Here is a 20513-nt window from a genome sequence, read left to right as displayed (position 1 = left end):
GACCTTCGGGTGCCTGTCTTCACGCACTTCCGCCGGCCGGCGCGCACGGCCGACGACACCCACGCCGTGGCCGCGACCGATGCCGACGACGCCCCCGAAGACGGCACCCGACCCGCCCGGCCCGGCAGACTCCGGGCCCTCAGGACCCGCCTCGCCCACCGGCGCGGCGCCTGGCGCATCCGCCACCCCACGGCCGCCCCGGTGCTGCGCCGGGCCACCACCGTCCTCGCCGCCGCCCTCGTCCTCGGCGCGCTGCTGCTGCCGAACACCCTCGTCGCCCTGGAACCGAACCGGTTCGCCCGGATCCCGGTGGAGGCGGTCGTCGGGGCCGTGATGCTGCTCTGTCTGCCCCGCGCGGCGCGCCGGGTGGCGGCGGCGCTCTTCGGGGCCGGCCTCGGCGTGCTGACCGTGCTGAACGTGCTCGACATGGGCTTCACCGAGTACCTGGGGCGGGGCTTCAACGTGGTGCTCGACTGGGGTCTGCTGGACGACGCCCAGTCGTACCTGGCGGACTCGATGGGCGGGGCGGTGGCGGCCTGGGCCGCCGCGGGCGCCGTCGTGCTGGTCGTACTGCTGGTGCTGCTCATGGCGCTGGCGGCCCTCCGGCTCGGCGAGCTGCTCGCCGCGCACCGGGAGCGGGCGGCCCGGGGCGCGCTGATGGCGGCCACCGTGTGGATGACCTGCGTGGCGCTGGGCGTGCAGACCTTCGGCGTGCCGGTCGCCACGAGGAGCGCCTCCGCGGCGCTGGAGGCGCAGGCGCACCGGGTGGTGGACACGCTGCGGGACGAGGCGGCGTTCGCCAGGGAGGCGAAGGCCGACCGCTTCGGCGCGACGCCCGGCGAGGAGCTGGTGCCGGACCTGCGGGGCAAGGACGTGATCTTCACGTTCATCGAGAGCTACGGGCGCAGCGCCGTCGAGGACCCGGTCATGGCGCCCGGCGTCGGCAGGACGCTCGAGGCGAGCACGAAGGCGCTGGCCGAGGCGGGCTTCCACGCCCGCAGCGGCTGGCTGACGTCGGCGACGTACGGCGGCAGCAGCTGGCTGGGGCACTCCACGTTCCTGTCGGGCCTGTGGGTGGACAACCAGCAGCGCTACCGCACCGTGACCGCCGGCGACCACCTCACGCTCACCAAGGCGTTCGAGAAGACCGGGGACTGGGACACGGTCGGTGTCATGCCGGGCGTGCAGAAGGCCTGGCCGGAGGCGGAGTGGTACGGGCTCGACAAGGTCTACGACGCGTTCGGCATGGGCTACGAGGGGCCGAAGTTCAGCTGGTCGACCATGCCGGACCAGTACGCCCTGGAGGCGTTCCAGCGGCTGGAGCACGGCAGGAAGCGGGACAGGCCGCTGATGGCGGAGATCATCCTGACGTCCAGCCACCAGCCCTGGGCGCCGGTCCCGACGATGGTCGGCTGGGACGAGATCGGCGACGGTTCGGTCTTCCACGGTGTCGCGCGGGCGGGTGAGAAGCCGTCCGACGTCATCGCCGACACCACCCGGTCCCGGCAGGCGTACGGCAGGTCGGTCCAGTACTCGGTGACCTGCCTGACCCAGTGGCTGGAGCGCTACGGCACCGACGACACCGTCCTCGTCTTCCTCGGCGACCACCAGCCGATCGCCCGGGTCAGCGGGACCGGGGCGAGCCGGGACGTGCCCGTCTCGATCGTGGCCAGGGACCCGAAGGTGCTCGACGCGATCGCCGACTGGAACTGGACGGAGGGCCTGAAGCCCGCCCACGACGCCCCGGTGTGGCGGATGAGCGCCTTCCGGGACCGGTTCCTGACGGCGTACGGCTCCGTCCCGCACCCGTCCGGGCGCTGATCAGCCCCCGGAGGTGTCCAGCTCGGCGTCCTCGCCGATGCCCGCGCAGTCGTAGGGGTCCTTCAGCCAGCCGTCCGGCAGGACCACCCGGTTGTTGCCGGACGTGCGGCCGCGGGGTCCGTCGGCACCGGCCGGCCAGGGCTGGTCGAGGTCGAGTTCGTCGAGGCCGGCGCGCAGCTCGGCGAGGGAGGAGGTGATCGCGAGCCGTTTGCGCATCTCGGAGCCGACCGCGAAGCCCTTGAGGTACCAGGCGACGTGCTTGCGGAAGTCGATCACGCCGCGGGCCTCGTCGCCGATCCACTCGCCGAGCAGGGTGGCGTGCCGGACCATCACGTCGGCGACCTCGCGGAGGGTGGGCCGTACGTAGGCGTCCGCGCGGCCCTCGAAGGCGGCCACCAGGTCGGCGAAGAGCCACGGCCGGCCCAGGCAGCCGCGGCCGACGACCACGCCGTCGCAGCCGGTCTCGCGGACCATGCGCAGCGCGTCCTCGGCGGACCAGATGTCGCCGTTGCCCAGCACCGGGATCTCCGGGACGTGCTCCTTCAGGCGGGCGACGGCGTCCCAGTCGGCGGTGCCGCCGTAGTGCTGGGCGGTGGTACGGCCGTGCAGGGCGATGGCGGTCACGCCCTCCTCGACGGCGATCCGCCCGGCGTCGAGGTAGGTGAGGTGGTCGTCGTCGATGCCCTTGCGCATCTTCATCGTGACCGGCAGGTCGCCGGCTCCGCTCACGGCCTCGCGCAGGATGGCCCGCAGGAGGTTCCGCTTGTACGGGAGGGCCGATCCGCCGCCCTTCCTCGTGACCTTCGGCACCGGGCAGCCGAAGTTGAGGTCGATGTGGTCGGCGAGGTCCTCCTCCGCGATCATGCGGACGGCCTTGCCGACGGTCGCCGGGTCCACGCCGTACAGCTGGATCGAACGCGGCGTCTCGGTGGCGTCGAAGTGGATCAGCTGCATGGTCTTCTCGTTGCGCTCGACGAGCGCGCGGGTCGTGATCATCTCGCTCACGAACAGGCCCTTGCCCCCGCTGAACTCCCGGCACAGGGTGCGGAAGGGCGCGTTGGTGATCCCGGCCATCGGCGCCAGCACCACGGGGGGTGCGACGGTGTGCGGACCGACCTGCAGCGGCGGGTTCACGGGGAGCGCGGTGGGCGTGGTGGGCGTGGACATCCCTCCATTGTTCCGTATGCGGGGCGGTGCGCGGCACGCCCGTACCCCAAGATCGTGTACTGGTCATTAGTTAACCGCACTATCGAAACGCGCTAGGCTGGAGGTCATGCCCGAGCTCCCCCGCCGCCGCCTGCTCGACCCGCCATGCAGCGCGACCTGCACGCGAGCACCTCGGGACTGCAGTGGGCGATCGACGCCTACACGCTGGTGCTGGCCGCCCTGCTGATGCTCGCGGGCTCGACGGCCGACCGGATCGGCCGCAAGCGGGTCTTCATGGCGGGCCTGGTCGTCTTCACCGCCGGCTCGCTGCTGTGCTCGCTCGCGCCGGACCTGTCGTCGCTGATCGCGTTCCGGATGGTGCAGGCGGTGGGCGGTTCGATGCTCAACCCGGTCGCCATGTCGATCATCACCAACACCTTCACCGACCCGCGCGAGCGCGCCCGGGCGATCGGCGTCTGGGGTGCCGTGGTCGGCATATCCATGGCCGCCGGCCCGCTGGTCGGCGGAGTGCTCGTGGAGTCGGTCGGCTGGCGGTCGATCTTCTGGATCAACCTGCCGGTGGGCCTGGCCGCCCTCCTGCTCACCCTGCGCTTCGTGCCCGAGTCCCGCGCGCCCCGGGCCCGCCGACCGGACCCGCTGGGCCAGCTGCTGGTGATCGTGCTGTTCGGCTGTCTGACGTACGCGATCATCGAGGCGCCGAACGCGGGTGCGGCGACGGTGCTGCCCTTCGCCGCGGCGGCCCTGGCCGCGCTGGCCGGCCTCCTGTTCTACGAGCCGCGCCGCGCCGAGCCGCTCATCGACCTGCGCTTCTTCCGCTCTGCGCCGTTCAGCGGTGCGACGGTGATCGCGGTCAGCGCCTTCGCCGCGCTGGGCGGCTTCCTGTTCCTGTCCACGCTGTACCTGCAGAACGTGCGCGGACTGAGCGCCCTGCACGCGGGCCTGTGGATGCTGCCGATGGCCGTGCCGACCTTCCTGTGCGCCCCGCTGTCCGGACGGCTGGTGGGCAGCCGGGGGCCGCGGCCGTCCCTGCTCGTCGCGGGGGGCGCGATGACCGTCAGCGGGGTGCTGTTCGCCGCGTTCGAGGCCGAGACCTCCGACGTCGCCCTTTTCATCGGGTACGTCCTCTTCGGCGTCGGCTTCGGCTTCGTCAACGCGCCGATCACCAACACCGCCGTCTCCGGCATGCCCCGCGCCCAGGCCGGGGTCGCCGCCGCCGTCGCCTCCACCAGCCGCCAGCTGGGCCAGACGCTCGGCGTGGCGGTCGTCGGCGCGGTGCTCGCCGCGGGCGTGGGCGCCTCCTCGTACCGGGACACCTTCGTCCAGGCCGCCCGCCCCGGCTGGTGGATTCTGGCCGCGTGCGGCTTCGCGGTCCTCGTGCTCGGGGCCCTGACCACCGGCGCCTGGGCCCGCCGGACGGCGGAACGCACGGCCGGGCGGCTGGAGTCGCCGGAGGTACGCCAGGCCGCGGGCACCGGGGCGTGACGGCAGGGGCCGGCGCGGTCCGGTCAGAGCCTGCGGTTGCCGCCCTCGTTGACGATGCTCGCCTTCTTGCAGTTGTTCCAGGTGAGCTCGAGGCCGGTGCTGCCGCCGCCGCGGCCGCCCCACTTGACGAGGCCGATCTTCTTTCCGGCGTAGCCGCCGGAGGCGTACTTGTTGTTCTTGAAGACGTTGCCGCGGCCGCAGGTCTCCCCCTTCTCCAGCCGGCCCCACTCGCTGAAGAGGGCGTAGGTGCCGGACTTGGTGAAGGTGTTGCCGCTCACGGTGTTGTCGCGGCTGCCGTCCCGGATCCGGACGGGGTCGCCGGTGACGGACGAGAACGTGTTGCCGGTGATGGTGCTGCCCGTGGTGCCGACCAGGTAGACCCCGTGCATGTTGCCGCCGTTGCGCAGCCCGGAGAAGGTGTTCTTCCGGATCACGATGCCGGAGGAGTTCTTCACGTGGACCCCGGCGTAACCGGTGTCGCCGCTGAGGTTCTTGAAGGTGTTGCCGGTGACGGTGACACCCGAGACGTTGCGCAGCAGGATGGCGTTGGCGTGGCCGGAGAACGTCCTGCCCTTGATGGTGAAGCCGCCCGGACCCCCGTCGATGCAGAGCTGGTAGTCGCCCTTGGGGCACTTCACCTGTCCCGGGTACTTGGCGGCGGCCCCCCAGCTCGGCTCGGCCAGGCCGGCCAGCACCAGCGCACCGCCGAGGGCGGTGGTCAGCACCGCCCTCGGTGCGAGACGGGCGCGGGTCCGCAGCGCGTGCGTACACATGTGGTGGCTCCTCTTCGGATCATCGACGGCGCATGGGGCGCGCGGCCGGTCCACCCCCGTGGGGCCGGCCGTCGCGCCGCCAACCGAGCCTGGGCCGCGGGACCGTGTCCGGCAACGGTTTTCCCTGTCCGGGACAGGCATACGGCTGTCCCGGCTGGTCAGCGGCCTGTCCGGACGGTACGGAAGGGCCAACGGACGTGGCCGGGACGGAGGTTGTCGGTTGTGGCCGCCGGGATGACAATGACCGCATGACGATCACGCGGGGCACCGGGGAGTCCGATCCGGGGGACGCGGGCACCCCGGCCGAGTACGTCGCGCTGTTGCGGCGGCTCAAGGAGCGCAGCGGACTGACCTATCGTCAGCTGGAGCAGAAGGCCGCCGAACGGGGCGACGTCCTCGCCCGCAGCACCCTCGCGGACGTCCTGCGGCGCGATGCGCTGCCGCGCGCCGAACTCGTCACCGCGCTCGTCCGGGCCTGCGGGGCGCAGGAGGAGGAGTCCGCGTGGCTGGCGGCCCGGGCACGGCTGGCAGCCGCGTCCGGCAACGAGCGCGGCTCGGTGTCCGAAGAATCCGCGGAGCCCGCCTGGGCCGCGGAGTCCGCGGAATCCGCTGGGACCGTGGAGTCCGCGGGGGCTCCGGGCCCTCGGGAGCCCTCCGGGCCGCGCCGCGACGCCGCCGGCAGCCGTGCCCGTACGGCCTCCCTCGCCGCCCTGGCCTCGCTCGGCACGGTCGCCCTGCTGGTCGTCGGCGCCCTGGTGCTGCTGCCGGAGGACGGGAAGCCGCCGGCCACCGGCGGTGCGGGCGGCCGAGCGCAGGGGACGGCCGCGGGACCCGGCGCGTCCGAGGCGGCGGGGGCATGGCAGACGCCGGAGGCGGACGCGAGTTCGGAGACCGGTCCCGTGGGGCCGGGACCCGCCCCCGGGATCTCGCGCATCCGGCCGGCCGGGGCGCCCGGCCTGTGCCTGACCGACGGCGAGGTGCGTGCGGACGGTGCCGGGTCGAAGGTGGTGGCGGTTCAGCGGCCGTGCGGCGAGGCCGTGCCGCCGACGACGTCCCTGCTGAGGGCAGGCGACCGGTCGTACCGCATCCAGTGGGACCACCCGGTGCACGACAAGGGCTGTCTCACCGTCCTGGACGACGGCCCCTTCCGGAACACGCTCGAACCCTGGGACGACTGCTCCCTCCCGGGCGCCTCCCAGCTGTTCCGCATCGAGCGGGCCGAGGGCGGGGAGGGCTGGCGGCTGCGCCCGGAGACGGGCGACGACCTGTGTGTGGGCATCCGCGGGGACGCCGGCGAGACCGGGGCGGCGGCCGTGGTGGAACCCTGCCTGGACGGCGCCCCGCCCCGGCAGCGGTTCCTGATCGGCCGGGGGTGACCGGCCGGCCGGCCCGGACCCGCCGGCGCGACGCACACGGCGGCAAGCGGCAGGCGGGAGGTGCCGACCAGGGCCAGGGGGCCCAGCGCGCGGTGGCGACCGGGGCGGCTCCCAGGTGGCAGGGCAGGGGCAGGCCGCGCAGGTCGGCCAGCCGCCCCGGCAGCGGCAGCCCGAGCGCCGGGGCGATGCCATAGAGCGCGGCAAGCAGGCTGGCGGTTGCCAGGCAGTGGCCGTCGGTCGCGGCAGACGTCTCACCACCCCGGCCTCGGCAGCCGCTCGGCGACCGCCGGCCAGTGCTTCATCACCGCCTCCTCCACCCGCGGCAGGGCCCGCTGGCCCGCCAGCGCCAGGATGATCGCCGCGACCACGCCGGCCCAGGCGAGCGGGCCGAGCGGGGTGCAGCCGAAGAGCTGGCTGGCGCCCGGGGTCTGGACGAGGGCGACCAGAGCGGCCGCGGAGCCCAGAGACGTGACCTGCACCAGAGTGCTGTCGCGCCGGTCGGCGAGGGTCTGGGCGAGCTGCGTGCCGACCACCGCGCACAGGGCCATCGTCGTCGACCGGCGGCCCGTGCCCGGGGTGAACCGGCCGAACAGCCAGGCCGCGGTCGCCCCGAGCGCCGTGGTCAGGGCCCGGTGCCGGATCTGCCGGATGAGGGGCTCGCCCAGGACCGCTGTACCGAGCGGCGCGCCCGCGTCGGCCTCCGCCTGCTCGGCGTCGCCCGTCGGTGTCACCGCCACCGCCATCGCCGGGAACAGGTCCGTGAAGAGGTTCACCAGCAGCATCTGACGGGTGGAGAGGGGAGCCGATCCGCCCAGCACCGTACCGAGGATGCCGAAGCCGACCTCGCCCGCGTTGCCGCCGATGAGGATCGCGATGGCGTCGGCGACGCTGTGCCACAGGGCCCGGCCCTCGCGTACCGCCTCCGTCAGGACCAGCAGGTCGTCTCCGGTGACGACGAGGTCGGCGGCGTTGCGGGCGGCGGCCGAGCCGCGCGCGTTGATGCCCACGCCGATGTCGGCCGCGCGGATGGCGGCGGCGTCGTTGGCTCCGTCGCCCACCATGCCGACCACGCGTCCGGCGTCCCGCAGGGACTCGATGACCTGGAGCTTCTGCTCGGGCGCCACCCGGGCCACGACGTCCGCGTCGCGCAACAGGCGGGAGCGGGCCGAGCGGTCGGCGGCGGCGAGTTCGTCGCCGGTGACCACCGTCGCGTCCTGCGGCCAGCCGAGGTCGGCGGCGATGGCGCGGGCGGTCTGCGGATGGTCGCCGGTCAGCACGACCGGCCGTACGCCCGCCTCGCGCAGCCCGCGCACCAGCGCGGGGGACGTCTCGCGGGCCACGTCGGCGAGCGCCAGCAGCCCGGTGAACTCCAGCTTGGCGGGCGGCTGTTCCAGGACCTCCGCCGGGTCCTCGCCGTCCGTCAGGGGCCGCTTCGCCACCGCGATGATGCGCAGTCCGTCGCGGGCCAGGGCGTGCGCCGCCTCGGAGGCGTGGTCCGCCAGACCGGCGCAGGCGGGCAGCACCGTCTCCGGGGCGCCCTTGACCACCAGCACGGGCGCGCCGTCCCCGTCGCGGCCGACGGCGGCGGCGTAGCCGCGGGACGTCTCGAAGGGCAGTCCCTCTTCCTGCCGCCACCCCGGGTCGTTTCCGGCGGCGTCCAGGACGGCCTCGTCGGTGGCGTGCGTGGGCCGGGCGCCGCCGTCGCCGTTCAGCCGGGGGCAGGCACGGGCCGCGACCCGCACCGCCTCGGCGGCCTCGGACTCGCCCAGCCTGTGCACCGTGCCGTCCGAGGCGGCCACCTTGACCAGCCGCAGCCGGTTCTCGGTGAGCGTACCGGTCTTGTCGAAGCACATGGTGTCCATGCGGCCCAGGGCCTCCAGCGTGCGCGGGGTACGCACCAGGACACCGCGGCGGCTGAGCCGGCGGGCCGCCGCCAGCTGCGCCACGGTCGCCACCAGCGGCAGCCCCTCGGGCACGGCGGCCACGGCCACCGACACCCCGCCGCTGACGGCCTGCCGGATCGGCGCGCCGCGCAGCAGCGACAGGCCGGTCACCGCGGCGCCGCCCGCGAGCGTCAGCGGCAGCGCCTTGCGGGTCAGCTCCTGCAACCGGGCCTGGACGCCGGCGGCGGCCGGTGTGCGGGCGGCGAGCGAGACGGCGCGGGCGGCCTCCGTGTGGTCGCCGATGTCCACGACGACGGCCTGCGCCCGCCCGGCGACGACGGTCGTGCCCTCGAAGACCATGCAGTACCGCTCGGCCACGGGGGCGTGCGGCGCGGGGTCCACGGACTTGTCCACCGGCAGGGACTCGCCGGTCAGCGCGGACTCGTCGACCTCCAGGCCGTCCTCCCACAGCAGCCGGGCGTCGGCGGGCACGACGTCGTCCGTCTTGAGCTCGATGATGTTCCCGGGGTGCAGCTTGGCGGCGTCCACGACACGTGGCTCGGCCGACGGGTCGTGCGTCTCCTCGTCGGCGACCCGCGCCTTCTGCTTCTGCTCCGCGAGCAGCCCGGCCAGCGCCCGCTCGGCCCGCAGCCGCTGGAAGCCGCCGACCAGGGCGTTCAGGTCGAGCGCGCCGACGACGAGGAGGGCGTCCATGACGGAGCCGAGGATCGCCTCGGCCGCGGAGCCGACGGCGAGCACGGGCGTGAGCGGGTCGTCCAGTTCACCGCGGACGGCCCGGCCCAGTTGCCACGTCCACTTCAGCGGGGCGAGCGCGGGCTGACGGCCCGCCCGGCCGGCCGCGGCACGCAGCCGTGCGGTCAGCTGTTCCGTGGCGGAAAGCTCCGGTTCTCCCTCCCGGTCCAGCCGCTCCCGTACGCCGACCGGGTCCAGCGCGTGCCACGCCACCCGCGGCCGGGGATGCGGTGCGCGTGCCGCGGCCACGCCGAGGGCGGCGCGGGTGCCGGAGAACAGGGCCGCCGCGGCGCTCGCGTCGACGGGCGCGTGCCGCAGCCCCGGCAGCGGCGACGGGCCGTTGCCCTTCCCCTTGCGTGCCTCGCCGACCGCCACCAGCAGCCCGGACAGCGCGGCGCCGGACCGGGCCAGCGTCTGCGAGCGGCGCCCGACCTTGCGGGCCGCGGGCACCGCCCGCAGCAGCCGCCACACGTCGGCCAGCCCCTGCGGCGCGAGCACGTCCGCGCCCCACGCCACCGGGGAGTCGGCGTCGGCGAGCGCCACGGCCACGTCGCCGGCGAGGAGTCCGTCCAGCACCGCCGGGTCGTCGTCGGGCCGGGGCCGTACGACGGTGATGACGCCGCTCTCGGCGCGCAGTTCGTCGACCACCTCCCGCAACGGGCGGGCGGCACTGACGACTTGGTCCGCCAGGCCGGTGAAGTCGGCCAGCGCGGGGTCCTCGACCATCACGACGCGCAGCCTGGCGCGCCGTGCCGCGTCCAGCACCTCCTCGGTCCACGGGTCCGCCCCCGCGTCCGGGGCCCTGAGCGCGCCGGAGTGCAGGACGACGGTGCCGACCATCTCCAGCTGCCGCAGCCGCTCCGGGTCGCGCACCAGCACGCCGCTACGGGACAGCGCGCCGCTGAGCACGGCGTGGAAGGCGGCCGGACCGTAGCGCGCGGCCTTGGGGGAACCGGCGAGCACCGCCTCGGCGGCCTCGGCGACGTCGTGCTTGACGAGCAGGGTGGCCGCCGCGCCCGCCACACTGCCGGTGGAGGCGTGGGCGGCGTAGGCCTGAGCCGGGGAGGAACGCAGCGGCGGGCGCACGGCGGGGTCGGCGGGCAGGCTGTCCCGGCCGGGGACGCACAGCTGGTCGTGCACCACCTCGAAGGTGGCCGTCCGCGCCACCGCCTCCGCCAGCTGGCAGACGCGCAGCGCCCCGTCGAGCACGAGCGAGGTCGGGCTCTGGCCCGCGCCGTGCACGGCGGCGTTGGCGGCGGCCAGCGCCACGTCCATGCGGTGGACGCCGAGCCGGTCGCGCAGCCAGGAGCGGAAGGCCGGGTTCTCGCGCAGCAGCGTCGCCACGGCGGTGACCAGGCGGGGCGAGGCCGGCACACGCAGGGCGGATCCGGTCAGGGCGGCGGCGATGCCGAGCACATCGGCGCCGAGGGCCGTCGCCGCGACGCGTACCGAGGCGGGGTCGCCGGGGTGGGCCAGTTCCTCCACCTGGTCGTCCGTCCGGGTGAGCCCGTGCTGCTCGGCGAGCGCGGTCGCCCGGTCCACGACGCGGTCGGCGACCGACTCCTCGGTCGCCGCCACCACCAGCCGGGCGAGCCCTGAATCCCAGTAGGCGAGCACCACGTCGGGGTGTTCGGCCAGTGCCGCCGCCACCCGCCGGGCCACCCGCTCCCTGCCGCCCGCGCGCCGCACCTCGTCCGGCGCGGCCGGTTCGAGCGCGATGTGCGCTCTCGGACCGGCCCGCCAGTCCCGGGTCCCACCCGGCAGCGCGGCGCGGGCGACCCGTGCCGCCCGCGCCGCGAAGTCCGCGCCGCGCACTCCGGCCCGTGCCGTGCCCGCCACCGCGCCGGCCGCCGCACCGACCGCGGGTGCCGTGCCGCGCGCGAGCAGCCGGGGCCCGGCCAGGACCAACCCTGTGACGGCGCTCTGGGAACGCGTCAGAATTCCGCCGGCCATCTCTGCCTCTCAGCCCGCCTTCCGGGAACGCGACGCCGAGGCCGTCTTGCGGGTCCTGCTTCCGGCCGAGCTCGTGGGCCGACTGGAGGACGCCTTGGTTCCTGACTGGGTCTTGGCCCGAGTGGGGGACGCCTTCGCCGCGGAGGTGCTCCTGGACGACGTGCTCCTGGTGGAGGCGGTGCTCTTCTTCGCTGTGCTCTTCTTGGCGGTGCTCTCCTTCGCCGTGCTCTTGCGCGCGGGGCTCTTCCTGGCGGCGCTCTGCGTCCCGGCGCTCTTCTGCGCGGTGCTCTTCTGCGCGGTGCTCTTCCTCGCCGTGTTCTTGGCAGCCGGGGTCTTCTCCTCGGCGCTGGGCGACGCGGCCTCGTCCTTGCCCTGCGCGGCTTCGTCCTCCGTGGTGGCGCTCGCCCCGTCGCCGGCCGTCGTCCGCGCGGCCTGCGCGGCCGGGGACTCCTGCGGCCGTGGCTGCGTCAGCCACGCCACCGCCGCTCCGGTCAGCGCGATGGGCCACTCCACGAGCCCGGCGACGCCCAGCACGCCGGCCCCGGTGTACACGACCATGCGCCGCCCGCGCGGCGACACGGCCCCGATCCTGTCCAGTGCGCCCTCGGCGGCTTTGCCCACCGTCCCGGCGCCCGGTACCTTCCGCAGCGCCGACGCGGCCGCGTGCAACGGCCGCGGGAGCGTCTGCGCCGACTTCTGCTCAGCCATGACTGTCCTCGCCCTGTGCGAACTGTGGAAACCCTGGGAACATCACCTTCCGCATTAACCCGGGTTCCCGCACTTCGGGCGGTCATCCCGCCGAAGTCGCCCGGCGCTCCCGAGCGATCGCGTGCAGCCTCTCCAGACGTTCCCGGGAGGTGTCGTCGGCCGGTACGTACGTCACCATCCGGGGGCCGGGTTCGGGGCCGAGCCACAGGTCGGTGTGGTCCACGGTGATGCGGCCGACGTGCCGGTTGAGGAACTCCTTGCGCTTGGTGCGGTGGGCGACGACCTCGTGCCGGTCCCAGGCCGCGCGGAAGTCGGACGACTCCGCACGCAGCCGCTGCAGCAGCGTCTTCCAGGCGGGCTCGGCGAGGTGACCGGCCATCATGGCGCGGAACCGGGCGGCCATCAGCCGCTGGGTCTCCTCCAGGTGCACGATCGACGAACGCCATTCGTCGTGGGTGTAGGAGAGGATCATGCAGTTGCGGTCCTCTGGCGGCACCGCGTCGAGGTCGCACAGCAGCAGCCCGTAGGTGCGGTTGTGGGCGAGGATGTCATAGCGGCTGTTCTGCAGGCAGGCGGGGTACGGCTCGATCTGCTCCAGCAGGGTCCGCAGCGCCGGGGTGACGGACGGGCAGTCGGCCGCCGGTGCCGGGTCGACGGCCCCGGCCAGCTGGAAGAGGTGGGCGCGCTCGCTGGGGTCGAGCAGCAGGGCGCGGGCGAGCGCGTCGAGCACCTGCACCGAGACCTGGATGTCCCGGGCCTGCTCCAGCCACGTGTACCAGGTGACGCCCACCGCCGAGAGCTGGGCGACCTCCTCGCGCCGCAGTCCCGGTGTGCGGCGCCGGCGTCCGCGGGGCAGGCCGACGCGCTCGGGGGCGATCCGCTCCCGGCGGCTGCGCAGGAAGGCGGCGAGTTCGTGCCGCCGCACCGCCGAGACCGCTTCCCCCGGTCCGGCGTCCCGGACCGTCTCCTGAGCCATGGTCGTCATGCTCTCCAGCGTGCCGCTGCCCGGATCCTGTTGCCAGGTGCTCCTTGTACCAGGACAAGAAGACTCTGGTACCCGGTTGAGCCGGGGCGCAGCCTCGTTCCGTGACCGAAACCATCACTTCACGTCCCGTCCGTCCGGCCCCGGCACCACCCGTGCTCGGCGGCCTCGGACTGTTCACGGTGCTGCTGGCCGCGGCACTCCCCCTGATCGACTTCTTCATCGTCAACGTCGCCCTGCCGACCATGGGCGCGGACCTGTCCGCGAGCGAGGCGGTCCTGGAACTCGTCGTCGCCGGGTACGGGGTGGCGTACGCCGTCCTGCTCGTCCTCGGTGGGCGGCTCGGCGACCTGTTCGGCCGGCGGCGGCTGTTCCTGGGCGGGATGGCCGCCTTCGGACTCACGTCGTTGGCGTGCGGGCTCGCGCCCGACGCGTGGTCGCTGGTGGCGGCCCGCGTGGCGCAGGGCGCTTCGGCCGCCGCGATGCTGCCGCAGGTGCTGGCCACCATCCAGGCGACCACCTCCGGTCCCCGGCGCGCGAAGGCCATGGGCCTGTACGGGGCGACGGCCGGTCTGGCGATGGTGGCCGGCCAGATCCTCGGCGGCGTCCTGGTGGCCGCGGACGTCGCCGGCACCGGCTGGCGTTCGGTGTTCCTGGTGAACGTGCCGGTGGTGCTGGCCGGCCTGCTGCTGGCCGTCCGTACGGTCCCGGAGACCCGCTCGGCGCGCCCGGAGCCGGTGGACGTTCCCGGCACGCTGCTGCTGGCCGCCTCGCTGCTCACCCTGCTGGTGCCGCTCACCGAGGGCCGGGCCGCGGGCTGGCCGCTGTGGACGTGGTCGGCGCTGGCGGCCTTCCCGTTCCTGGCGGCGGCGTTCTACGCGGTGGAGCGGCGGGCGGACCGCGCGGGCCGTACGCCGCTGGTCCCGCCGAGCCTGTTCGCGCTTGTCTCGCTGCGGCGCGGGCTGCTGCTGATCGTGCCGTTCTCGATCGGCTTCAGCGGGTTCATGTTCGTGATCGCCGTGGGGTTGCAGCAGGGCGCGGGCCTGGGCCCGGTGGCGGCGGGGCTGGCGCTGGCGCCGCTGGCGGTGGCGTTCTTCGTCGTCTCCCTCGCCGGCCCCCGGCTGGTCGCCCGGTACGGCACGCGCGTGGTGACGGCGGGCGCAGTGCTCCAGGGCGCGGGCCTGGCCCTGATGACGCTGGCCGCCTGGCGTTCCTGGCCGGACCTCGGTCTCGTCGAACTGCTCCCGGGCGCGGCGGTCGCCGGGGCCGGTCAGGCGCTCCAACTGCCCGTGGTCTTCCGGATCGTCCTGTCGGAGGTGCCGCCCGCCCGCGCGGGCGTCGGCAGCGGGGTCATGATCACCACGCAGCAGTCGTCCCTGGCGCTGGGCGTGGCCACCCTGGGCACCCTGTTCCTGTCGCTGGTCCCGGGCTTGGGCATGCGCGACGCCCTGGTGACGACGCTGCTGGTCCAGTTGGCGGGAGTGGTCCTGACGGGGCTGCTGAGCCTGCGGCTGCCGCGCACGATCGGCTGACGCCGAAGGCCATGGCGTGGCTACCGGCCCCGCAGTCCCCGCACGAGGAGGTCGACGACGGCCGTGAACTCCTCCTCCACCCCGGGCCGTTCCCACTCCCGCGCGTGGCACGGGTCGTGGAAGCGGCCCGTGGCGTGGAAGACCGCGCGGGCGGTGGCCTCGGGGTCGGTGGTTTCGAAGCTGCCGGCCTCCGCGCCCGCCCGGACGATCCGGGTCAGCTGGGCGGTCAGGTCGGCGAGGTGTTCGCCGACCGCCGTGCCGTTCTCGTCGGTCAGCACCGTGTACGTGGCGAACAGTTCGGGATCGTCGCCCGCCTTGCGGCGCTTGGCCTCGAAGAGGGTGCGCAGCCAGTCCCGCAGCCGCCCCTCGGGGTCGCGGTCCTCGGCGACGATCCCGGACAGGGCCTCGGAGGTGCGGTCCAGCCACCGCTTGGTGACCGCCTCGCGCAGCGCCGCCTTCGTACGGAAGTGACGGTAGACGCTGCCGTGGCTGACGCCGAGCGCGCGGGCCACGTCGACCACGGTGGCCTTGGCCGGGCCGTGGCGGCGCAGCACCTCCTCGGTCGCTTCGAGGATGCGCTCGGCGGTCAGGGTCTCGGAGGTCGGTGCCATGGCCTAGACCGTACCTGGCGCCGCTCAGCGCTCGACGTGGGCCATCTGCGCCGCCGGATAGCGCTCACCGGCGGCGGCACCGGCCGGGACGGCCCGCTCGATCGCGGCGAGGTCGGCCTCGTCGAGGTCCACGTCAAGGGCGCCGAGGGCCTCGGTGAGCCGGTCGCGGCGGCGGGCGCCGACGAGCGGCACGATGTCCTCACCGCGGGAGAGCACCCAGGCGATGGCGATCTGCGCGACGCTCACGCCCTTCTGTTCGGCGATCTTCCGCAGGGCGTCGACGAGGTCCAGGTTGTGCCGGAGGTTCTCGCCCTGGAAGCGTGGCGAGTGGGCGCGGAAGTCGTTCGCGGCGAGCTGCCGGTCGCGGGTGAAGTGGCCGGAGATCAGACCGCGGGACAGGACGCCGTACGCGGTGATGCCGATACCCAGTTCGCGGGTGGCCGGCAGGATCTCGTCCTCGATGCCGCGGGAGATGAGGGAGTACTCGATCTGCAGGTCGGAGACGGGGGCGGTGGCGGCGGCCCGCCGGACGGTCTGCGCGCCGACCTCGCTCAGGCCGATGTGCCGTACGTAGCCCTGCTCGACGAGTTCGGCGATGGCGCCGACCGTCTCCTCGATCGGCACGTTCTCGTCGAGGCGGGCGATCCGGTAGACGTCGATGTGGTCGACGCCGAGGCGCTGGAGGGAGTACGCGGCGAAGTTCTTCACGGCGGCGGGCCGGCCGTCGTACCCCGACCAGCTGCCGTCGGGGCCGCGCAGGGCACCGAACTTCACGCTGATCAGGGCCTGTTCCCGGCGGGCCGCGGGGGCGGCGCGCAGGGCCTCGCCGATCAGCATCTCGTTGTGGCCCATGGCGTAGAAGTCGCCCGTGTCGAGCAGGGTCACGCCTGCTTCGAGGGCGGCGTGGATCGTGGCGATCGACTCGGCCCGGTCCGCGTCGCCGTACAGCGCGGACATGCCCATGCAGCCGAGACCGAGGGCGGAGACCCGGGGGCCTGTCTTTCCGAGGGAGCGGGTGTTCATCGTCATGACACCAGCCTTGCATGACAGCTGACAGATTTCAATATCTGTCATTCGTTGATCTGTCACCTCTTGACGAAAGGTCTGGACCAGAGGATTGTCATGTCTGCGCCACCTCACCCCACGAAGGAGGCACGTCGCATGATCCGTCACAGGCTCCGCCTGTTCGCCGCCGCGCTCGCGGCCACCGTCCTCGCCCCCTTGACGGCCGGCACCTCGTCCGCCGCTCCGGCCGCCACCGACACCTGCGCGGTGAAGTCGAAACCCGCCGGCAAGGTCCTGCAGGGCTACTGGGAGAACTGGGACGGCGCCGCGAACGGCGTCCATCCCCCCTTCGGCTGGACCCCGATCACCGACTCCCGCATCGCCGCGCACGGCTACAACGTGATCAACGCGGCCTTCCCGGTCATCCGCTCCGACGGCACCGCGCTGTGGGAGGACGGCATGGACACCGGCGTGAAGGTGGCCACCCCGGTCCAGATGTGCGCCGCGAAGGCGGCCGGACAGACGATCCTGCTCTCCATCGGCGGAGCGACGGCCGGCATCGACCTCAGCTCCACCGCCGTCGCCGACCGCTTCGTCGAGACGATCGTCCCGATCCTGCAGAAGTACAACTTCGACGGCATCGACATCGACATCGAGACCGGCCTGGTCGGCAGCGGCGACATCGGCCGGCCGTCCCCGTCCCAGGCCAACCTGATCCGCATCATCGACGGCGTCCTGGCCCGCATGCCGTCGAACTTCGGCCTCACCATGGCCCCGGAGACCGCCTACGTCACCGGCGGCAGCGTCGTGTACGGCTCGATCTGGGGGGCGTACCTGCCGGTCATCAAGAAGTACGCGGACAACGGCCGCCTGTGGTGGCTGAACATGCAGTACTACAACGGCAGCATGTACGGCTGCTCCGGCGACTCCTACGCGGCCGGCACCGTGCAGGGCTTCACCGCCCAGACGGACTGCCTGAACAGAGGACTGGTCGTCCAGGGCACGACCGTCCGGGTGCCCTACGACAAGCAGGTGCCGGGCCTGCCCGCACAGCCCGGCGCGGGCGGCGGCCACATGCCCCCGTCCCAGGTCGCCCAGGCCTGGAACCACTACGGCACGAGCCTCAAGGGCCTGATGACCTGGTCGATCAACTGGGACGGCTCGAAGAACTGGACCTTCGGCGACAACGTCAAGGCGCTCCAGGGCCGCTGACGTTCACCGCGCGGTCAGCGCCAGCTTCGCCCCCAGCGCCACGAACGACCCCGCGAAGCTCCGCCGCAGCCACGTCATCACCCGGGGCCGGGAGGTGACGTGGCCGCGCACCGACGCGGCCAGGACGCCGTACCCGGCGAACACGACGAAGGTCACCAGCATGAACACGCCGCTGAGCACCAGCAGGTGCGGCAGGGCGCCGGCCCGGCCCGGCTCCACGAACTGCGGCAGGAAGGCGAAGAAGAACAGCGTCAGCTTCGGGTTGAGGATGTTGACCAGCACGCCGCGGAGGATCACCCGCCGCGCCGGGACGGGTGCCGCGCCGTCGCCGTCCACCGTGATCGCCTCCTTGTCCCGGAGGGTGGCCCACGCCATGTACAGCAGGTACGCCACACCGGCGTACTTCAGGACCTGGAAGGCGGTGGCACTGGCGTGCAGCAGCGCCGCCACACCGGTGACGGTGGCCAGCATGTGCGGGACGATGCCGAGCGCGCACCCGAAGGCGGCGACGACGCTCGCCCGGCGGCCGCGCGAGAGGGCGGCGGCGAGGGTGTAGACGACGCCGGTGCCGGGTGTGGCGAAGACGACGAGGGTGGTCAGCAGGAAGGCGATGCTCATACGGCCACCCTGCCGACGCGACGGCCCCCGGCACAGGACCAATCCGGTGCCTGTGTCGGGGGCCAATGAGGCGTGCGGGCCCTGGGGGCCGCCGGGCGGGAGCTAGCAGCCGATCAGACGCGAGGCCAGGTAGCCCTCGATCTGGTCCAGCGACACGCGCTCCTGCTTCATCGAGTCGCGCTCACGCACCGTCACGGCGTTGTCGTCGAGGGTGTCGAAGTCGACGGTCACGCAGTACGGCGTGCCGATCTCGTCCTGCCGGCGGTAACGGCGCCCGATCGCGCCGGCGTCGTCGAACTCGATGTTCCAGTGCTGGCGCAGGGTCTGGGCGAGGCCCTTGGCCTTGGGCGACAGCTCCGGGTTGCGGGACAGCGGAAGGACGGCGACCTTCACCGGGGCCAGGCGCGCGTCGAGGCGCAGCACCGTGCGCTTCTCCATCTTGCCCTTGGCGTTCGGCGCCTCGTCCTCGACGAAGGCGTCGAGCAGGAAGGCGAGCATCGCGCGGCCGACACCGGCCGCCGGCTCGATGACGTACGGCGTCCAGCGCTCGCCGGCCTCCTGGTCGAAGTAGGAGAGGTCCTGGCCGGAGGCCTTGGCGTGGGCGGAGAGGTCGTAGTCCGTGCGGTTCGCGACACCCTCCAGCTCGCCCCACTCGCTGCCGCCGAAGTTGAAGCGGTACTCGATGTCGGCGGTGCGCTTGGAGTAGTGGGAGAGCTTCTCGGCCGGGTGCTCGTACCAGCGCATGTTCTCCTCACGCAGGCCCAGGCCGGTGTACCAGTTCCAGCGCTGCTCCATCCAGTACTCCTGCCACTTCTCGTCCTCGCCCGGCTTGACGAAGAACTCCATCTCCATCTGCTCGAACTCGCGGGTGCGGAAGATGAAGTTGCCGGGCGTGATCTCGTTGCGGAAGGACTTGCCCATCTGGGCGATGCCGAACGGCGGCTTGCGGCGCGAGGTGGTCTGCACCTGGGCGAAGTTGGTGAAGATGCCCTGCGCGGTCTCGGGCCGCAGGTAGGCGACGGAGCCGCTGTCCTGGGTCGGGCCGAGGTGGGTGGACAGCAGCCCCGAGAACTGCTTGGGCTCGGTGAACTGGCCCTTGTTGCCGCAGTTGGGGCAGTTGACGTCCGCCAGACCGTTCTCCGGCAGGCGGCCGTGCTTGGCCTCGTAGGCCTCCTCCAGGTGGTCCGCGCGGAACCGCTTGTGACAGGCGGTGCACTCGGTCAGCGGGTCCGTGAAGGTGGCGACGTGGCCGGAGGCGACCCAGACCTCGGGGGCCAGGATCACGGACGAGTCGATACCGACGACGTCCTCGCGCGAGGTCACCATGTAGCGCCACCACTGGCGCTTGAGGTTCTCCTTGAGCTCGACACCCAGCGGACCGTAGTCCCAGGCGGCGCGCTGGCCGCCGTAGATCTCACTGCAGGGGAATACGAAGCCACGGCGCTTGCTCAGGCTGACGATGGTGTCGATCTTGTCGGCGGCCACGGTGCTCTCTTCATTACGACGACGGGCGACGAAGCGAGATGCTTCCAGCGAATGCTTCAGGTTACCGGCGTGGGCTGCCCCTCGACCAAATCGGGGCACCCCTCCGGGCAACCCGACCCTTGTTGACAACCGTTTCCAGATTTGTTGAAAATGACTGTCATGAACGTACGACGACGCCGCATATCCGGCATAGCAGTCACCGCGGCCGCCGCACTCGGCCTCGGTACCCTCTCCGCCTGCTCCGGCGACAGTTCGGCGGCGGGCAACACGGACAAGTTCGACGTCGTCGCGTCGTTCTACCCCATGGCCTTCCTCGCCGAGCAGATCGGCGGGGACCACGTGAACGTCACGAGCCTCACCGAACCCGGCCAGGAGCCGCACGACCTGGAGATCAGCGCCAAGCAGCGCGCCCAGCTGGAGGAGACGGACGCCGCGCTCTTCCTGAAGGGCCTCCAGCCCTCCGTCGACGAGGCCATCGCCCAGTCCGGCGCCAAGACGAAGATCGACGCGACCACGCTGACCTCCCTGGAGGAGCACGGCAACGAGGTCGGCGGGCACGAGGACGAGCACACCGAGGAAGAGCACGGCCACGACCACGCCACGGAGGGCGGCCAGGACCCCCACATCTGGCTCGACCCGGTCAAGTACGCCGAGGTCGCCGAGGGCGTCGGCAAGGCCTTCGAGAAGGCCGACCCCGACAACGCCGCCGACTACAAGAAGAACACCGAGGCCCTGGTCGGCAAGCTCGGCGAGCTGAACACGAAGTTCGAGACCGGGCTGAAGGACACGAAGACCAAGGTCTTCATCACCACGCACGCCGCCTTCGGCTACCTCGCCGAGCGCTACGGCCTCACCGAGGAGGCCATCAGCGGCCTCGACCCCGAGTCCGAGCCCAGCGCCGCCCGGGTCAAGGAACTGGCCGAGATGGCCGAGGCCGACGGCGTCTCCACCGTCTTCTACGAGACGCTCGTCAGCGACAGGACCGCCAAGACGGTCGCCCAGGACGCGCACCTCAAGACGGACGTCCTCGACCCGATCGAGGGCATCACCGACAAGTCGCGCGGCGACGACTACTTCCAGGTCATGGAGGCCAACCTCAAGGCCCTGCAGACGGCCATGGGCGCCAAGTGACCGACCAGAGCGACCGACCGG

The 20513-nt window shown here is 73.2% G+C and carries 14 protein-coding genes and 1 pseudogene; 6 read left to right on the top strand and 9 right to left on the bottom strand.

The window, feature by feature from the left end; genetic code table 11:
- Positions 1–9 precede the first annotated feature (9 nt).
- Positions 10–1821, top strand: a complete 1812-nt coding sequence (locus IE260_RS13055) for an alkaline phosphatase family protein (protein ID WP_189871191.1) — start codon at positions 10–12, stop codon at positions 1819–1821.
- On the opposite strand, the gene dusB is transcribed toward IE260_RS13055, so the two are convergent.
- Positions 1822–2988, bottom strand: coding sequence for a tRNA dihydrouridine synthase DusB (gene dusB, locus IE260_RS13050; protein WP_189871189.1), 1167 nt, complete (start codon positions 2986–2988; stop codon positions 1822–1824).
- A gap of 132 nt (positions 2989–3120) precedes the next feature.
- Here dusB and IE260_RS13045 point away from each other — a divergent pair.
- Positions 3121–4470, top strand: a pseudogene (locus tag IE260_RS13045) (MFS transporter); the annotation flags it as partial.
- 23 nt (positions 4471–4493) lie between these two features.
- Here the strand turns inward: IE260_RS13045 and IE260_RS13040 are convergent.
- Entirely contained in the window at positions 4494–5243 is a 750-nt protein-coding gene (locus tag IE260_RS13040; RefSeq protein WP_189871185.1) for a right-handed parallel beta-helix repeat-containing protein, read from the bottom strand.
- A 248-nt stretch (positions 5244–5491) separates the two neighbouring features.
- Between IE260_RS13040 and IE260_RS13035 the strand changes: the two genes are divergently transcribed.
- Complete coding sequence (locus IE260_RS13035; RefSeq protein WP_189871183.1) at positions 5492–6619, top strand: helix-turn-helix domain-containing protein; 1128 nt, start codon at positions 5492–5494, stop codon at positions 6617–6619.
- A 251-nt stretch (positions 6620–6870) separates the two neighbouring features.
- On the opposite strand, the gene IE260_RS13030 is transcribed toward IE260_RS13035, so the two are convergent.
- The 3 genes from IE260_RS13030 to IE260_RS13020 all read right to left on the bottom strand — a co-directional run bounded on the left by IE260_RS13030 (position 6871) and on the right by IE260_RS13020 (position 12901).
- Entirely contained in the window at positions 6871–11208 is a 4338-nt protein-coding gene (locus IE260_RS13030) for a cation-translocating P-type ATPase (RefSeq protein ID WP_189871182.1), read from the bottom strand.
- Between the two features lie 9 nt (positions 11209–11217).
- Entirely contained in the window at positions 11218–11916 is a 699-nt protein-coding gene (locus IE260_RS42780; protein ID WP_308434662.1) for a hypothetical protein, read from the bottom strand.
- A gap of 82 nt (positions 11917–11998) precedes the next feature.
- On the bottom strand, positions 11999–12901 hold the full coding sequence (locus IE260_RS13020) for an MmyB family transcriptional regulator (RefSeq protein WP_189871180.1): 903 nt from the start codon (positions 12899–12901) through the stop codon (positions 11999–12001).
- 101 nt (positions 12902–13002) lie between these two features.
- On the opposite strand from IE260_RS13020, the gene IE260_RS13015 reads away from it, so the two are divergent.
- Complete coding sequence (locus IE260_RS13015; protein WP_189871178.1) at positions 13003–14430, top strand: MFS transporter; 1428 nt, start codon at positions 13003–13005, stop codon at positions 14428–14430.
- Positions 14431–14450: 20 nt separating this feature from the next.
- Here the strand turns inward: IE260_RS13015 and IE260_RS13010 are convergent, their stop codons facing one another.
- Entirely contained in the window at positions 14451–15041 is a 591-nt protein-coding gene (locus IE260_RS13010; protein WP_189871177.1) for a TetR/AcrR family transcriptional regulator, read from the bottom strand.
- 24 nt (positions 15042–15065) lie between these two features.
- Positions 15066–16070, bottom strand: a complete 1005-nt coding sequence (locus IE260_RS13005; RefSeq protein ID WP_189871174.1) for an aldo/keto reductase — start codon at positions 16068–16070, stop codon at positions 15066–15068.
- A 132-nt stretch (positions 16071–16202) separates the two neighbouring features.
- On the opposite strand from IE260_RS13005, the gene IE260_RS13000 reads away from it, so the two are divergent.
- Complete coding sequence (locus IE260_RS13000) at positions 16203–17258, top strand: chitinase (RefSeq protein WP_189871172.1); 1056 nt, start codon at positions 16203–16205, stop codon at positions 17256–17258.
- Between the two features lie 3 nt (positions 17259–17261).
- Here the strand turns inward: IE260_RS13000 and IE260_RS12995 are convergent, their stop codons facing one another.
- Positions 17262–17876 (bottom strand): LysE family translocator, encoded by a 615-nt coding sequence (locus tag IE260_RS12995; RefSeq protein WP_189871170.1) that lies wholly within the window; start codon positions 17874–17876, stop codon positions 17262–17264.
- A 102-nt stretch (positions 17877–17978) separates the two neighbouring features.
- Positions 17979–19361, bottom strand: a complete 1383-nt coding sequence (locus tag IE260_RS12990) for a glycine--tRNA ligase (RefSeq protein ID WP_189871168.1) — start codon at positions 19359–19361, stop codon at positions 17979–17981.
- Positions 19362–19520: 159 nt separating this feature from the next.
- Between IE260_RS12990 and IE260_RS12985 the strand changes: the two genes are divergently transcribed.
- Positions 19521–20492 carry a metal ABC transporter substrate-binding protein gene (locus IE260_RS12985; protein ID WP_189871166.1) on the top strand — a complete coding sequence of 324 codons (972 nt, stop codon included), beginning with the start codon at positions 19521–19523 and terminating at the stop codon, positions 20490–20492.
- Positions 20493–20513: the final 21 nt, after the last annotated feature.

It is taken from the genome of Streptomyces viridiviolaceus, assembly GCF_014650995.1.
GTDB lineage: Bacteria > Actinomycetota > Actinomycetes > Streptomycetales > Streptomycetaceae > Streptomyces > Streptomyces viridiviolaceus.
This window is presented reverse-complemented; position numbering and strand designations above follow the sequence as displayed.

Coding starts and splice junctions, on each gene's coding strand:
- IE260_RS13010 (WP_189871177.1), bottom strand. CDS start 15,041: ATGGCACCGACCTCCGAGACCCTGACCGCCGAGCGCATCCTCGAAGCG.
- IE260_RS13030 (WP_189871182.1), bottom strand. CDS start 11,208: ATGGCCGGCGGAATTCTGACGCGTTCCCAGAGCGCCGTCACAGGGTTG.
- IE260_RS12995 (WP_189871170.1), bottom strand. CDS start 17,876: ATGAGCATCGCCTTCCTGCTGACCACCCTCGTCGTCTTCGCCACACCC.
- IE260_RS13040 (WP_189871185.1), bottom strand. CDS start 5,243: ATGTGTACGCACGCGCTGCGGACCCGCGCCCGTCTCGCACCGAGGGCG.
- IE260_RS13035 (WP_189871183.1), top strand. CDS start 5,492: ATGACGATCACGCGGGGCACCGGGGAGTCCGATCCGGGGGACGCGGGC.
- IE260_RS42780 (WP_308434662.1), bottom strand. CDS start 11,916: ATGGCTGAGCAGAAGTCGGCGCAGACGCTCCCGCGGCCGTTGCACGCG.
- IE260_RS13005 (WP_189871174.1), bottom strand. CDS start 16,070: ATGACGATGAACACCCGCTCCCTCGGAAAGACAGGCCCCCGGGTCTCC.
- IE260_RS12985 (WP_189871166.1), top strand. CDS start 19,521: ATGAACGTACGACGACGCCGCATATCCGGCATAGCAGTCACCGCGGCC.
- IE260_RS13000 (WP_189871172.1), top strand. CDS start 16,203: ATGATCCGTCACAGGCTCCGCCTGTTCGCCGCCGCGCTCGCGGCCACC.
- IE260_RS13020 (WP_189871180.1), bottom strand. CDS start 12,901: ATGACGACCATGGCTCAGGAGACGGTCCGGGACGCCGGACCGGGGGAA.
- dusB (WP_189871189.1), bottom strand. CDS start 2,988: ATGTCCACGCCCACCACGCCCACCGCGCTCCCCGTGAACCCGCCGCTG.